Here is a 14,937-nt window from a genome sequence, read left to right on the forward strand (position 1 = left end):
TATCAAAAACACTTTGAAGCAAACGTCAAAAAAAGTAAAATATATATACTTTAAAAAAGTTGTATAAGGAGATACATCTAGTATGAAGAAAGTTGTTTTGCTTTGCACGGTTTGCGCCCTTTTGAGCGCGGCCTGCACCACCCCCGGCAAAAGAACCGCTTGGGGCGCCGCTGGCGGCGCTGCCGTAGGTGCGGCTGCCGGCGCTATCATCGCCAACAACTCCGGCCACAAGAGCGAACACGGCGCTATTTACGGTGCCTTGGCCGGCTTGGCCGTAGGCGGTGCGTTGGGCAACTATTACGACAAACAAGCCAAAGAACTGGCCAAAATTGCCGAAGTAGTTAAAACCGATAACGGTATTCAAGTTTACTTGAAGAACGATATTTTGTTCGCTACCGGCAGTTCCGAACTCAGCGCTGATTCTATGCAGACGCTGACGGACCTGAATAGAGTGTTCAAAAAATACCCCAAAAACCGCATTGTGGTACAGGGATACACCGATTCTACCGGCTCTGACGCTATTAATAACAAACTTTCCACTCAACGCGCCAAAGCCGTGTATGATTTCCTCTTGGGCAGCGGTTTAAAGACCAAGAGCATTACCTATGTGGGCTATGGTTCTTCTAACCCGATTGCCAGCAACGCTACCGCTGCCGGCCGCGCGCAGAACCGCCGCGTAGTCTTGCAAATCACCGCCAACGAAAAAGATATCCAATAACTTTTTTGAAGGGTATAGTTAAAACACCCCACCTTGGGATATTCCCGGGTGGGGTGTTTGTCATAAAACAGAAAGAAATTTTTTGTATCTTTAAGGCATAATGTATTCACCCGTTTCGTCATCTAATTGTCCGCCAAAAGAACGACAAAATTTTTCAGCCGAGGTAGCACCACTAAAATAACACGTAAATTTTCCCCGCACAGATGGTTCATAATAGGTACTTGGATAGAAGGATATCACATAATAATTGTCATCATCCACCTCTTCACGTGCTGATTCAACATAAAAATCTTCTCCCCCCCCTACTAACATATAACTCCATATTTTAGAGGGCCTACGCTCATCATCTCCACTACCGGGCACAGTAATATCCAAGTCATCAAAACTGCTAGGATATTTACCATTAGCCAAGCGATATACCTCAGCCGCTTGCGCAATCGTTTTCAGCATAGTACGTGCCTCGGCTGTTCTGCTTTTTTCTACTGCTATTTGATACTGCGGCAAAGCCACCGCGGATAATATACCAATAATCAGCACCACTACCAATAGTTCAATAAGCGTAAAACCCGCATTTATCGTGCGGACCTCCGCTATTTTATTTGTTCGGTTAGCACGCTTTTTTCCTTTCAACAATAGGCCACCTAATCGGCCCACAGACGCATTTTTCACTTTACCCTCCTTTTTTGGTAAATTTTGAATATACTCAAAATTTACCAAAAAAAAAAAAACGATACAACCCCTTTTAAAATACACCAGCCAAACAGCCCTTTTCCCCCGTCAATAAGGGCCCTTCAAAAAACAGTAGAAAAAACACCCCCAATTTGCTATCTTTTATTATATGGCTATTCTCGGTTACGACGGCATCAAAGCACTTATTAAACTCTTGGAAACGGAGGGCGACACTTACGGCCCCGTTTTGAAGAACGCTTTGGCCGCCGCTATCAAACAAACCCCCGACCAAGTGGAGCGCGTAATGCAAGAGGAATTCCAATCCTCGGCGCCGCGCACCGTCGTACGCACGCTGGAAGAAATCTGCTGGGAAGACCTTTCCAAAGCCTTGGCGCGCTACTGTGCCAAAATCAACCCGGACCTGGAAGAGGGCCTCACGTTACTGGCTAAATTCACCAGCCCCACCACCGCGCGCGGGGATATTGCCGCACCGCTGGACCGTATGGCGCAGGACTTGCGCCCGGCCTTATTAAACGCCGCCAATTACGGCGAAATTGCCGCCATTTTAGGCCATTATATTTTTAATGTCCGCCAATTTTCCGCCTTATCCACCAGCGCAGACATAAAGGATATGTCCTTTTCGCGCTTTTTAGCCAAAAAACGCGGCTCCGGGCTGTGTATGGCTTGCTTATATACCGTTTTGGGCCAACGCTTTGGATTAGACGTAAACCTCATTGATTTAGCCGGAAGAATCCTGGTAAACTTGCAAAACCCCGCCACGGGCGAGGCCCTGTTTATTGACCCCTTGGACAACGGCAAAGTATTAAGCGAGCGCGACTGCCGCCAATACATTGAGGTCCGCCAACTGGCTTGGAATAACGCCTTTTTAACCCCGCTTTCCTCCCGCTTGATTATCCGGCGCTTCATCGCCAATATGATTTATGCCTTAAACAAAATCCGCGACGAAAGACGTTTAAAATACTTGCGCGGCTATTTGGATATTATCAAGGGCTAACCCCAAGGAGAAAAAAATGAACTATTATGTATGGTTAATTATCGCCGTGGGTTGTTTTGTGGGCGAGATGTTTTCTATGGAATTTTCGCTCGCGTGTTTGGGCACCGGCTTATTAGGCGCGGCCGCCGCGGCCTATTTTGGGCTTGGTTTATGGGCCCAAGTGGGCGTATTTGCCGCCATTTCCGCCATGTCCTGGATAGGCGTGCGCCCCTTTGCCTTAAAGCACCTCTACGGCAAGGCTAAGGCCGTTAAAACACCCGCAGAGGATGTGCTCGGCAAGCCCGCCGTGGTGGAAATTGCCATTGACCCGGTGCAGGACACGGGCCGCGTGAAGGTAGAGGGCGAAAGTTGGAAGGCCACCGCCAAGGAGCCCTTAAATGTGGGCACTAAATGCGTGGTGGAAAAGTTGGACGGCGTAACCTTAACGGTACGCAAAGAGTAATTTGGCAGGAACGCCTACGGGCGTAAAATAAAAAAAGGAGCAGTCTATGACAGAAACCGCAGGGAACTTCGGGCTGATTTTTTTAGCCGCTTTTATCTTCTTTGTCATCGTAATCATCGCCAAGGGCATTGTGATTGTGCGCCAAGCGCAGGTGATTATTATTGAGCGCTTCGGGAAATATTTGGAAACCTTAAACCCGGGCATCAACTGGATTATCCCGCTTATGGATAAACCGCACTTAATGGAGTGGCGCAACAGCCGCGAATATTTGGACTCCACGGGCAGAACGCGCTCCGTGCCGTTTATGGAAATGCGTGATACCATTGATATGCGCGAAACGGTGTATGACTTCCCGCGCCAGAGCGTAATCACCAAGGATAACGTAGGCATTGAAATCAACGCCTTGCTCTATTTCCAAATCACGGACCCGATTAAAGCCGCCTACAAGGTGGAATCGCTGCCTACCGCCATTGAAAAATTAACGCAAACCACGTTAAGAAACATCATCGGCGAAATGGACCTGGACCAAACGCTTACCTCGCGCGAAATTATCAACAGCAAATTGCAGGTAATTTTGGACGATGCTTCCAACAAGTGGGGCGTAAAGGTCAACCGCGTGGAATTGCAGGATATTATTCCCCCCGCCGCCATCCGCGAAGCGATGGAAAAACAAATGAAGGCCGAACGCGACCGCCGCGCAATGGTAACGGAAGCCGAAGGTACGAAAACGGCCCAAATTTTAAAGGCCGAAGCCGTGCGCGAAAGCGAAATTAAAAAGGCCGAAGGGTTAAAGCAATCCGCCATTTTGCAGGCGGAAGGTGTGGCGGAAGCCAAAATCAAGGTGGCGCAGGCGGAAGCCGAATCCGTCAAGATTGTAGCCGCCACGGTGGCCCAATCCTCCAACCCGGCCAGTTATATGATTTCGCTCAAATACATTGAAGCCTTAACCAAAATGACCGAAGGCAAAGACAACAAAATCGTCTATATGCCCTACGAAGCCTCCAATGTGTTGGGCGCGGTAGCCGCTATTAAAGATTTAACGGGCGGCGTACCCACTAAATAAGTTTAACAGGCAAGAGATTATTACCGCCCCGGGATTTTCCTTTCCCGGGGTGTTTTTTATTCTAATGCCCTTTGTCGTGTGTGGTGGCCCGTAAGGCCGTTTCGGGAGAGTGCGCCCCAGCAAAAGCAGTGTGGCCCAAGTAATCGTTACCTAGCGCATTGAGTGGCGACGCGCAGCGTGCGGCCTGCAAGGCCGTTTTAGAAGAGCGCGACATAACAGCAACCGTGTGGCTCCACCAATCACTACCCAGCACTTTGAGCAGCCACCCGCAGGGATTTACTATAATAATTTTATGGGAAAAATTAACTGGCACCAGGTATATGCCGAAGTAAAAGAATTTACCAAAATTACGCTCAAAAAATATTCGTTGTTTCTTGTGCGCCTCACTCCGCACCAAAACATCGCCCAAACGGTCTTATCCTACACGCTTATCGGGTGGATTGTCCTTTCTTTGCCGTTTATGAACACGGTACACGTTTCTTTTTTGGATAATCTCTTTACCGCTGCATCCGCCGTTTCCACGACCGGGCTTAACAGTGTAAACTTTGCCGACTCTTATACATTTTTAGGCAAATTAGTAGTCTTAATTCTTATTCAAGTAGGAGGCGTGGGGTATATGACGTTCGCTTCGTTTGTGTATTTGTCCTTTTCACAAAAGCACCGTCTGCGCAAAAGCCAGCAGGACGCCCTCACCGCCGAAGTGGCCCTGCCCAATACATTAAAACTGTCCGACTTTCTGTGGGCGGCGCTGGCGTTTACCGTTATTGCGGAAAGTATCGGCGCGGTCTTTTTGTTTAATTATTTCCGCCACCACGACTACACGATTTTGCAGGCAACTTGGTACAGTATTTTCCACAGCGTTTCCGCATTTTGTACGGCGGGCTTTTCGCTTTGGAACAACAGTTTGGAAAACTTTGCCGACAGCAAAACCATTAACTTGGTAATGTCCTGCCTGATGTTGGCGGGGGCAATGGGCTTTATTGTGGTAACGGACCTGTTTAACTTTATTTGCCGCCGCACGAAAGAGATTTCTTTTACCACCAAACTCATTTGCCTTTCCACATTTGTAATGGTAGCGTTCGGCACATTTACCTTATTTGTAACCACGCCGGGACTGTCGGTTTGGGAAGCCTTCTTCCAATCCGTCGCCGCGATGACAACCGCCGGGTTCAACACCGTGGGAATAAACATTATGTCCTCGTGTTCTTTGCTTATTTTAATTCTGCTTATGAGCATTGGCGGCTCCCCCTCCGGCACGGCGGGCGGTATCAAAACAACGGCCTTTGTAAGCGTAATGGCGATTATGTACAACCGCCTACGCCTGCACGAGCGTGTGGAAATGATGGGCCGCCGCTTGCCCTTGGTGCGGATGTACGCGGCCACCTCCACCTTTTTGCTCTATACGTTAATGCTGTTTGCCAGCATTTTCCTGTTAACGTGGACGGAAAAACTGCCGTTTTTAGATTTAGTATTTGAAGCCTCCGCCGCACTTAGCACCTCGGGTTTATCCACGGGGATTACGGCGCACCTTTCGTGGCTGGGCAAGTTAATTATTATCGGCACGATGCTTATCGGGCGTATCGGCGTGGTTACGTTTGGTATGGCACTACTCGGCAACGATGACGAGGACGACGACGATAAACCCGCCGAAAAAGAGGACGTGGCCGTCTAACCGAAAGGCCAATTTAGTAAAATATAAGTATGAAATTTTATCTTATCAGTTTGGGTTGCCCCAAAAACTTAACCAATAGTGAAGAATTTTCCGCCCGGCTTTTAGCCAGCGGGCACGAACTCGTCTTCTCGCCCGAGGAAGCCGACACCGTTATTATTAACACCTGCGGCTTTATTTCCTCCGCCGTCAAAGAAGGCACGGCTGAAATCCGCCGCGCGCTGGAACTGAAAAAAGAGGGCAAAATCAAACGCGTAGCCGTTACCGGCTGTATGGTGGACCGCTACAAGGATAAAATGGCAAAGGACTTCCCGGAAGCGGACCTCGTTTTCTCCATTGCCGCGCAGGAACATATTGAGGATATTATCGGGCAAAACGGCCTGTTTTTGGAATCTTTGGCCAACGCCCTGTATATCCCCGAGTACAAAATGAGTTTGACGGCCTCACACACCGCTTATTTAAAAATTGCCGACGGGTGCAATTACCGTTGCGCCTATTGTACGATTCCCTTTATCCGCGGCGCGTACCGCTCCAAACCGATGGAGCAGGTGGTGCAGGAAGCGCGCCTGATGACGCAAAACGGCGTGAAGGAAATTTCCCTTATCGCGCAGGACACCACCTCCTACGGGATTGACCTGTATAAAAAACCGCAACTGACGGAACTGCTTAAAAAGTTGTTAAAAATCCGCGGATTAGGCCGTTTGCGCATTATGTACGCATACCCGAATATGGTTACGCGCGAACTGGCGCAACTTATCGCCGGGGAAGAAAAGATTTTCCATTATGTGGATATTCCGTTGCAACACATCGCAGACCCGGTGCTAAAAAATATGAAGCGCCAATGCGACGGCAAAAAAGTGCGCGCCACCTTGGATATGCTCAAAAAGGAAATCCCGGACGTTTCCCTGCGCACTAACTTTATTGTAGGTTTCCCAGAAGAAACGGAACAGGACTTTGAGGAATTAAAGGACTTTGTACGCGAATACGAATTTGACAATATGGGCGTGTTTGAATACTTCCGCGAAAAAGGCACCGCGGCCTACGATATGAAGCAAATCCCCGCCAATGTAAAACACCGCCGCGCCCGCGAACTGGAAGAAGTGCAAAGCCGCGTGATTGATAAAATTAACCAAAAACTTATCGGCACGGAACTGGAAGCCATAGCGGACGGCGCGGACTTTGGCCGCACCTACAAGGATGCGCCGGATATTGATGGACGGGTAACCTTTACCAAGCCCGTTACGCCCGGCTGTATTTTCAAAGGGCGCATTGTAGCCGCCGAGGGTTACGACCGCGTATTAGAACCCCTAAAAATTATCAAAAAGTAAAACAAAATGCCCCGGGAAATGAAAAACCCGGGGCATTTTTATGGCATTTCGTACCGAAACTCTGAGGAAGATTCGTAAACCAATTTACCACCCAAAGACTGACAAATCTTTTTATCTATATCAGCCGAAGCACGGCAAAGTATCTTTTGGGTTGGTTCCGCCGAATGTGTATAAAATGCTTGGCTATGCAAATTCGGGCCTTCAATATTCAAATGGACTAGAGAGGGTCCCCAATAGCGTAAACTAAAACCATTACAATCGTAATAAGACGACGCCCCAACTACCCGGACTGTGCACCCGGGCATTTCCATATCCAAATCATTTAAGGTATCGGGAAATTGGCCCCCGCTGGCTAGTAAATACATCGCCATACTTTCTTTTACTTTACGAAAAACCAACAGATAATTATTCATACGGGTCTTTTTGACGGCAAATTCGTACTTTGGCAACGCCACCGCCGCTAAAATACCAATAATAAGAACCACAACCAGGAGTTCTATTAAGGTAAAACCTGTTGTTACCGTGCGGCCTCCCCAAGCAAGGTTATTGTCGTCATCCCCGAGGAATTTAGTCGGGGATCCGTTGTTGCTGTTGCCTTTATTAAATAACAACAGATTCCCGATTACAACACTCGGGAATGACAAAATAGTGGAAAATCCTTTCATTTTTTCTCCTTGTTAAGGCCTTTATATTTGACTAAAACGGCCTTTTATACGCGTTTTTATACGGCGGATACATCCGGGTACGACCACCGCGATTTATCAAAATTTTAACAAAAAAAAAAAAACGAAACAACCCCTTTATAGTGAACTGCCAAAAGGCAACGACAAAAACTACATTGTTTAGTCGTTATAAAAATAAGGGGTCATTCTGAACTTGTTTCAGAATCTACATCTTGGGTCGTTTATTAAACAAAGGAAACAATACACTCAAATACAACAACACAATCGGTAGATCCTGAACTAAATTCAGGATGACCTCTTATTTGAATAACAACGAGATCCCGGATAAAAGCCTTCCGGGATGACGGCAAAAAACACAACAAAATAAGGGCGTCGTCCTGAACTCGTTTCAGGACCTACCGCTTGGGTTATTGGTCGTTTATAAAAATAAAGGCCTTTCTATTTGTCATCCCGGGCGTGGACCCGGGATCCAGTCTGTTTATTAGAAAAGACCTTATTTTATTTCTGGATTCCGGGTTCCCGCTTCGTATGCGGGCCCCGGAATGACAGCAACAGATCTCGTACCCCTGCGGGACGCCAAACACTACGGGATGACGGCAAAAGGCAACATCCGCTATAAAATAAAAGTCATTTCATATACCTTTTACAAATACGGTTTAATAACCTTATACACACGGTCGGCGACAATCTCGTACCCTGCGGCGTTGGGGTGGATTTGGTCGGATTTATATTTGTTTTGGTGGAAGATGCCGTCCAAAATGCCCGGCACAAAAACGGAACCCGTTTCCTTGGCAATCTGTTTATAAAGTTTGGTGTAGCGCGCCATTTGGGAATATCCCCCCGTATCTACCAGTACGGCTATGGCGCCAGCCTGCTGCACGGCATCCACAATTTGCCGGATAGATTTCTCCGTTTCGTCTAAACCAACCCCGCGCATAAAATCGTTTCCGCCGAACTCAATTAACACCATATACGGGTTTTGTTCCAGCACTTTATTCAACCGCACCGGGGCCGCCGCGCCCGTATCGCCGGACAAGCCCAAATTCACCACCGGGCGGGTAATCTTTTTAGCCAGCACGCTGGGATAGGAATTGACCCTCCCGGCGCCGTATCCGGCCGTTAAACTATCGCCAAACGCCACCACGGCTAAACCGGGGTTATGCAAGTTTTTAATTTCCGCCTTTTTCGGGCCAAAAGCCCAATACAAAAGCCCCACGCACAAAGCAATTAAAAGTATCTTTTTCATACCTTTATTATAACAAAGCACCGTACGCGCGTACAAAAAAAGGGTTGACTTTTTGTTACTTTATTATAGAATAAGAGTATGAGAATACCGCTGAGCAAAGACGAAGAAAAAAGTCTGTTAGACGCCGCGCAGAACGCGCGGGAAAATTCCTACTCGCCCTACTCCAAATTTAAAGTAGGTGCGGCCGTGCTTACGGAGGATAACCATATCTTCGCAGGCACCAATATTGAAAACGCTTCCTACGGGCTGACCGTGTGTGCTGAACGCAACGCGATATTTGCGGCCGTTAGTGCGGGCAAACGCCGTTTCCGCGCGCTGGCCCTCATCACACAAAAGTTGCCCGGGCTAACGTTTAACTCGCCTTGCGGTGCTTGCCGCCAGGTAATGAGCGAGTTTATGGCGCCTGATACGCCCATATACATTGCTGTATTAAACGGAACCAAACGCGTGGCCTATAAAAAGCAACTGCGCGATATTATGCCGTATCCGTTTGATAAATTTACGGAAAAATAATTCCGCCTTTACACACTGGGGGAACAATGACCGAAGCCGTCTATAAAGGGCTTTCTGCCCTTGTGCTGGAAAACGAAACCCTGCGCCTGACTTTTCTGCCCGGTTACGGGTTCAAACTGGCTAGTTTAATCAGCAAGAAAACCGGCCGGGAGTGGCTGTTCCAATCCAAGGAATCCACCTTGCGCATACCTGAATACGGGGCGCCGTTTTCCAAGTACGATTCCAGCGGCTTTGACGAAGTGTTCCCCTCTATTGACGCCTGCCCGTACCCGGACGGAGCCTACAAAGGCCTGCCCGTGCCGGACCACGGCGAACTCTGGACGCTTCCGTGGGAGGGTGTTGCTTCGCCGGACGGAAAATCCGTAAAAGCGTTTACCAAAAGTAAGGTCTTCCCGTATATTTTTTCCCGCCGGACGACCCTAAACCAAAACGAAATCATCTTTGAATACGAGGTTGAAAACACTTCGTGCGAGGAATTTAAATTTATTTGGACGCCGCATTGTCTGCTGGCCTGTTCCCCCGCCACGCGCCTAATCGTGCCGGAAAATTTAACCCAAGTAATGACGGTGGAACACTCCACCCAGCATTTGGGCGTGTGGGGCTCGCGCTATTCTTACCCCTTAACTACCGACGTACACGGAAAGCAGATAGACCTTGCCGCCACCGAACCCGCTACTGCGGGCAACTGCGAAAAATTTTACTTTACCGCCCTTAATTTAGCCGGCTGGTGCGCCATTGAGCATACCGATACGGGCGAAGAACTCCGCTACGATTACGACGGCAAAAAAATACCTTATTTGGGCGTGTGGAAGACCCAGGGCGGCTACCGCGGCGATTACAACATCGCCCTAGAACCGTGCACGGGGGAGTTTGACGATTTATACGTTGCCAACAAACTGCGCCGCACCGCCGTAATAGAGCCCAAAGACAAATTTGTTTGGAAATTAAAAATGACCGTGCTTTAAAATAGGCGCCGTGGCGCCAAGGGGATAATTATGAACCAACTGGCTTTAAGAAGTAAATTCAATGAAGTCTTTAAGAAGGAAAAACTCTACTTTTTTGCTCCGGGGCGCGTTAATTTAATCGGTGAACATACCGACTACAACGGCGGGCACGTTTTCCCGTGTGCGCTTTCGTTCGGCACGCATTGCGTGTTTTGCAAACGCGACGACAAAAAAATCCGCCTCTACTCGCTCAATTTCCCTGAAAAGGGCATTATTGATGCGGATTTAAACAACATTTCCTACGATAAAAACCAAGACTGGGCCAACTATCCGCTGGGCGTTATCAAAACGCTCCAAAACCACGGCTACGACATTGACCAAGGCTTTGAACTGATGTTCTGGGGAGACATCCCCAACGGGGCGGGTTTGTCGTCCTCCGCGTCCATAGAATTGGCCACCGCCGTAGCGATGAACAAAGTTTTTAACCTCTATATCCCGCAGGTAGAACTGGTGAAATTTTGCCAAGAAGCCGAAAATAAATTCGTGGGGATGAACTGCGGCATTATGGACCAATTTGCCATCGGTATGGGCAAAGAGGGTTGCGCCATTTTGCTGGACTGCAACACGCTAAACTACGAATACGCCCCGCTTGATTTAAAGGGCGTGTCTATCGTTATTATGAACACGAACAAACGCCGCGAACTGGCCGATTCCAAATACAACGAACGCCGCGGCGAGTGCGAACGAGCCTTAAAGGCCCTGCAAGCCAAACTGCCTATTAAGTCCTTGGGCGATTTATCCATAGACGAATTTGAAAAAAATAAGGATTTAATCACCAACCCCGTGGAACGCAAACGCGCCAAACACGCCGTATATGAAAACCAGCGCACCTTGCAGGCGGTGGAACGCTTAAAGGCGGGCGATTTAAAGACCTTCGGCAAATTAATGAACGAGTCCCACATTTCCCTGCGCGACGATTACGAAGTTACCGGCAAGGAATTAGACACCTTGGCCGAAGCCGCTTGGCAACAGCCGGGCGTATTGGGCGCACGGATGACGGGCGCGGGCTTTGGCGGGTGTGCGATTGCGCTAGTCAAGGATGAGGACGTCAAACATTTTATTGATAACGTGGGCAAAATCTACCACGACAAAACAGGCCTCAAAGCCGATTTTTACATTGCTTCCGTTGGCGGTCCCGCGCGGCAGGAAGAAAAGATGTATTAAAATTTTAGGCCGGGCCAAAACATCCCGGCAAGGTTAATTTTATGGAGGACAATTTATGAAGAATATTTTAGTAATCGGCGGGGCGGGCTACATCGGCTCCCATATGGTGCGTATGCTCGCCAAACAAGGGTATAATCCGGTCGTATTTGATAATCTTTCCAAGGGGCACAGGGAAGCCGTAGCCCAATACCCCTTTGAACTGGGCGACTTAGGCGACAAAGCGCGCCTAACCGAGGTGTTTAAAAAATATGGCATTGAAGCGGTAATGCACTTTGCCGCGTTTGCCGAAGTGGGCGAAAGCGTTAAGGAACCGTCCAAATATTACCACAACAACGTAGCCAAGGTGCTGGATTTGCTGGACGCAATGGTGGAAAATAACATTAAATACTTTGTGTTCTCCTCTACGGCGGCTACCTTTGGCGAACCTGTCCGCCCCAAAATTGACGAAACGCACCCGCAAAACCCCATTAACCCCTATGGCAACACCAAGTTAATGGTGGAAAAAATGCTCGCGGATTTTGACACCGCCTACGGCTTAAAGGCCACGGCCCTGCGCTACTTTAACGCAAGCGGTGCGGACGACTCGGGCGAAATCGGCGAATCGCACAATCCCGAAACGCACTTAATCCCCATTGTTCTGCAAGCCGCCGCGGGCAAACGCCCCTCTATCAAAATGTTCGGCACGGATTACCCCACGCCCGACGGCACCTGCGTGCGCGATTATGTGCACGTGAACGATTTAGCCCGCGCGCACATTTTGGCACTTGAAAAAATGGTTAAGGATAACGTCAGCGAACGCTTTAATTTAGGTAGCGGAAACGGGTTTTCTGTGGCGGAACTCGTCAAAGAAGCCAAACGCATCACGGACATAGATTTTAAGGTGGAAACCGCCCCCCGCCGCGCGGGCGACCCGGCTGTATTGGTGGCCGACAGCACCAAAGCCGAAAAAGTGTTAGGCTGGAAACCGCAATACAATCTGTCCCGCATTATTGAAACGGCCTGGAACTGGGAACAGCACCGCAAATACTAGGAGATTTTTATATATGGACATCAACTTACTGATTGACCAATTAGTCGCCTACGCGGTAAACGAAAAACTGCTCGCGTCGCGCGACCGCGCTTGGGCAGTAAACCAACTGTTGGCGCTTTTGCACTTGGACGAATACACCCCTAGCGGCTTTAAGGGCAAAACGCCCAAATTTCCGTGCGAAATTTTAAAAAACATCTGCGACTGGGCCGCAAAAAAGGGTCTCATTTCGCCCGATACGGTTACAATGCGCGATTTGTTTGACACGAAATTAATGGGCGTGTTTGCGGGCTTACCCTCTGCGGTTACCGAGGAGTTCTTTAAACTCCACAAAAAGAGCCCCAAAGCGGCCACAGACAAGTTTTACCACGATGCCCGCGCGCTGGACTACATCCGCACCGAACGCGTGGCGAAAAACCTGGCCTGGAAAACGCGCACCCCATACGGCACGCTGGACATCACGATTAATATGTCCAAGCCCGAAAAGAGCCCGCAGGACATTGCCGCCGCCTTAAAGGCCAAGGCGTCCGCCTATCCCCCGTGCCTGCTGTGCAAGGAAAACGAGGGCTACGCGGGGCGCATTAATCACCCGGCGCGCCAAAACCTGCGCTTAATTGCGCTGGACGTATTAAAGGACGGGAACCCGTGGTATTTGCAATACTCGCCGTATGTGTATTACAACGAGCATTGTATTTTCCTTTCCGGACATCACGAACCGATGAAGATTTCCCAAACCACCTTTGCGCGGTTGCTTAATTTTGTGGAATTTCTGCCACATTATTTTATCGGCTCCAACGCGGATTTGCCTATCGTCGGCGGGTCCATTTTAACGCACGACCACTTTCAGGGCGGACGCTATACCTTTGCTATGGAAAAAGCCCCGCTGGATAGGTCCTTTAAAATAAAGAAATTTCCGCGTGTAAAGGCGGGCATAGTCAACTGGCCGATGAGCGTTATCCGCCTGGTGGGAAGCAAGAAAGATTTGATAGAAGCAAGCGGATATATCCTTAAAAAATGGCGCGCGTACAGCGACGAAAAAGCCGACATTTTAGCCTACACAAACGATACGCCGCACAACACCATTACGCCCATAGCCCGGCGGCGCGGAAAAGCGTTTGAAATAGACCTTGTTCTGCGCAATAACCGCACGTCCGCGCAGTTTCCGCTGGGGATTTTCCACCCCCACCAAGAGGTTTTGCACATCAAAAAGGAAAACATCGGCCTGATTGAGGTAATGGGCCTGGCGGTGTTGCCCGCGCGGCTGGCCAAGGAACTGGCCGACCTGGAACCCCTGCTTATCAAACGGGATATCGCGGCTATCCGCAAGAGCGAAACGCTAAATAAGCACGCCGATTGGGCGGAGGAACTGCTTAAAAAATACACCTTTACCCCGCAAAATACGCAAACTGTTTTGCATAGCGAGGTAGGCAAGGTGTTTGCCAAGGTGCTGGAATACGCGGGCGTATTTAAGCGCACGCCCGAGGGCCAAGCGGCCTTTGATAGGTTTATCAAAAAGTTATAAAAATAGCGCCCCGGGTATTCATTGCCCGGGGTTTATTGTGAGCAGTATTTATAAAAGAACACCCCGGGTTTTTCTTTACCCGGGGCGGTTTAGTTAGTTAATCGGTTTGTTGGTTAGCATATCGCACTCTTCGGAGCCGCAAACGCTTTTGCAAAGTCTTTTTCCAAAATCGGTTTGCCCCATACAGATTTGCTGGTAAGTGCCGTCGGGGTTATCAGATAACCCAATCAAATAGTCTGCTGATTCCTCTTTGCAGGGTTTAGGCGATACAATAAAACCCACCCAAGTAGTGTCATAGCAAAAATTCTTGGTGGACGCACCCCCAGAATTACCTATACCACCCGTAGAGGAATAAGTTAGGCCCGTATCTTCATACAAGGCTTCGAGGTCGCCCTCATTTCCGTTTAACTTCATTAATTGGGCATTTTCTCTAACTTTTTTGAGTATAATGTTTACTTCCGCCAGACGGCTTTTGGCTACGGCCAATTCGTACTTAGGCAGTGCCACCGCCGCCAAAATACCTATAATAAGCACAACTACTAATAATTCTATCAAGGTAAACCCGGCACTTGTTGGGCAAGTATTAACCGTGCGGACACTTCTGCTAGGGGTGTCATTCCCGAGTGTAGTAGTCGGGAATCTGTTGTTTTCCTTTTTTAATAAAAGCAGATCCCCGACAGAAACCTTCGGGGATGACAAAATAGAAATAAACCCTTTCATTTTTTCTCCTTTTTAAGGCCTTTATATTTAAGCAAAACGGCCTTTTATACACATTTTTATACGGCGGATACATCCGGGTACACTCACCGCCGAATACTCAAATTTTAACAAAAAAAAAAACGATAACAACCCATTTAAAAAGAACGACGAACAA

16 protein-coding genes are annotated in these 14,937 nt (G+C 48.7%); 11 read left to right on the forward strand and 5 right to left on the reverse strand.

The features are described from left to right. Window positions 1-82: 82 nt before the first annotated feature. The gene (locus ACR0QV_RS04675) at window positions 83-718 is read left to right on the forward strand and encodes an OmpA family protein (RefSeq protein ID WP_432634986.1); all 636 of its coding nucleotides are present in this window, start codon (window positions 83-85) and stop codon (window positions 716-718) included. Window positions 719-808: 90 nt separating this feature from the next. Here the strand turns inward: ACR0QV_RS04675 and ACR0QV_RS04680 are convergent, their stop codons facing one another. After that, window positions 809-1,387: a prepilin-type N-terminal cleavage/methylation domain-containing protein gene (locus ACR0QV_RS04680; protein ID WP_432634988.1), complete on the reverse strand. Its 579-nt coding sequence runs from the start codon at window positions 1,385-1,387 to the stop codon at window positions 809-811. Between the two features lie 169 nt (window positions 1,388-1,556). Here ACR0QV_RS04680 and ACR0QV_RS04685 point away from each other — a divergent pair, with 169 nt between their 5' ends. The 3 genes from ACR0QV_RS04685 to ACR0QV_RS04695 are packed head-to-tail and all read left to right on the forward strand — an operon-like array spanning window position 1,557 to window position 3,907. Beyond that, window positions 1,557-2,402 (forward strand): transglutaminase family protein, encoded by an 846-nt coding sequence (locus tag ACR0QV_RS04685; RefSeq protein WP_428053318.1) that lies wholly within the window; start codon window positions 1,557-1,559, stop codon window positions 2,400-2,402. A gap of 16 nt (window positions 2,403-2,418) precedes the next feature. Further along, the gene (locus tag ACR0QV_RS04690; protein WP_432634990.1) at window positions 2,419-2,844 is read left to right on the forward strand and encodes an NfeD family protein; all 426 of its coding nucleotides are present in this window, start codon (window positions 2,419-2,421) and stop codon (window positions 2,842-2,844) included. 46 nt (window positions 2,845-2,890) lie between these two features. Then, the gene (locus tag ACR0QV_RS04695) at window positions 2,891-3,907 is read left to right on the forward strand and encodes an SPFH domain-containing protein (protein ID WP_428053316.1); all 1,017 of its coding nucleotides are present in this window, start codon (window positions 2,891-2,893) and stop codon (window positions 3,905-3,907) included. Between the two features lie 61 nt (window positions 3,908-3,968). Here the strand turns inward: ACR0QV_RS04695 and ACR0QV_RS04700 are convergent, their stop codons facing one another. Further along, entirely contained in the window at window positions 3,969-4,220 is a 252-nt protein-coding gene (locus tag ACR0QV_RS04700) for a hypothetical protein (protein ID WP_432634992.1), read from the reverse strand. Here ACR0QV_RS04700 and ACR0QV_RS04705 point away from each other — a divergent pair. Continuing rightward, window positions 4,200-5,579: a TrkH family potassium uptake protein gene (locus ACR0QV_RS04705; protein WP_432634994.1), complete on the forward strand. Its 1,380-nt coding sequence runs from the start codon at window positions 4,200-4,202 to the stop codon at window positions 5,577-5,579. The genes ACR0QV_RS04700 and ACR0QV_RS04705 overlap by 21 nt on opposite strands. Before the next feature lie 29 nt (window positions 5,580-5,608). Continuing rightward, window positions 5,609-6,904, forward strand: coding sequence for a 30S ribosomal protein S12 methylthiotransferase RimO (gene rimO, locus ACR0QV_RS04710; RefSeq protein ID WP_432634996.1), 1,296 nt, complete (start codon window positions 5,609-5,611; stop codon window positions 6,902-6,904). Between the two features lie 38 nt (window positions 6,905-6,942). Here the strand turns inward: rimO and ACR0QV_RS04715 are convergent, their stop codons facing one another. Together ACR0QV_RS04715 and ACR0QV_RS04720 are read right to left on the reverse strand one after the other, a co-directional pair. Further along, the gene (locus ACR0QV_RS04715; RefSeq protein WP_432634998.1) at window positions 6,943-7,569 is read right to left on the reverse strand and encodes a pilin; all 627 of its coding nucleotides are present in this window, start codon (window positions 7,567-7,569) and stop codon (window positions 6,943-6,945) included. A 661-nt stretch (window positions 7,570-8,230) separates the two neighbouring features. Then, window positions 8,231-8,833: a GDSL-type esterase/lipase family protein gene (locus ACR0QV_RS04720; protein ID WP_432635000.1), complete on the reverse strand. Its 603-nt coding sequence runs from the start codon at window positions 8,831-8,833 to the stop codon at window positions 8,231-8,233. A gap of 78 nt (window positions 8,834-8,911) precedes the next feature. Between ACR0QV_RS04720 and cdd the strand changes: the two genes are divergently transcribed. The 5 genes from cdd to ACR0QV_RS04745 are packed head-to-tail and all read left to right on the forward strand — an operon-like array spanning window position 8,912 to window position 14,063. Continuing rightward, window positions 8,912-9,346, forward strand: coding sequence for a cytidine deaminase (gene cdd / locus ACR0QV_RS04725; RefSeq protein ID WP_428059647.1), 435 nt, complete (start codon window positions 8,912-8,914; stop codon window positions 9,344-9,346). Window positions 9,347-9,372: 26 nt separating this feature from the next. After that, window positions 9,373-10,311: a DUF5107 domain-containing protein gene (locus ACR0QV_RS04730; RefSeq protein ID WP_432635002.1), complete on the forward strand. Its 939-nt coding sequence runs from the start codon at window positions 9,373-9,375 to the stop codon at window positions 10,309-10,311. A 30-nt stretch (window positions 10,312-10,341) separates the two neighbouring features. Further along, the gene (locus tag ACR0QV_RS04735; protein WP_432635004.1) at window positions 10,342-11,514 is read left to right on the forward strand and encodes a galactokinase; all 1,173 of its coding nucleotides are present in this window, start codon (window positions 10,342-10,344) and stop codon (window positions 11,512-11,514) included. Between the two features lie 55 nt (window positions 11,515-11,569). Then, window positions 11,570-12,544 carry a UDP-glucose 4-epimerase GalE gene (galE, locus tag ACR0QV_RS04740; RefSeq protein WP_432635006.1) on the forward strand — a complete coding sequence of 325 codons (975 nt, stop codon included), beginning with the start codon at window positions 11,570-11,572 and terminating at the stop codon, window positions 12,542-12,544. 13 nt (window positions 12,545-12,557) lie between these two features. Then, window positions 12,558-14,063, forward strand: coding sequence for a UDP-glucose--hexose-1-phosphate uridylyltransferase (locus ACR0QV_RS04745; protein WP_432635008.1), 1,506 nt, complete (start codon window positions 12,558-12,560; stop codon window positions 14,061-14,063). A 93-nt stretch (window positions 14,064-14,156) separates the two neighbouring features. Here ACR0QV_RS04745 and ACR0QV_RS04750 read toward each other — a convergent pair whose 3' ends face one another. After that, on the reverse strand, window positions 14,157-14,783 hold the full coding sequence (locus ACR0QV_RS04750) for a type IV pilin protein (protein ID WP_432635010.1): 627 nt from the start codon (window positions 14,781-14,783) through the stop codon (window positions 14,157-14,159). Window positions 14,784-14,937 lie beyond the last annotated feature (154 nt).

The sequence above is a fragment of the Candidatus Avelusimicrobium sp. genome (genome assembly GCF_050873505.1).
GTDB lineage: Bacteria > Elusimicrobiota > Elusimicrobia > Elusimicrobiales > Elusimicrobiaceae > Avelusimicrobium.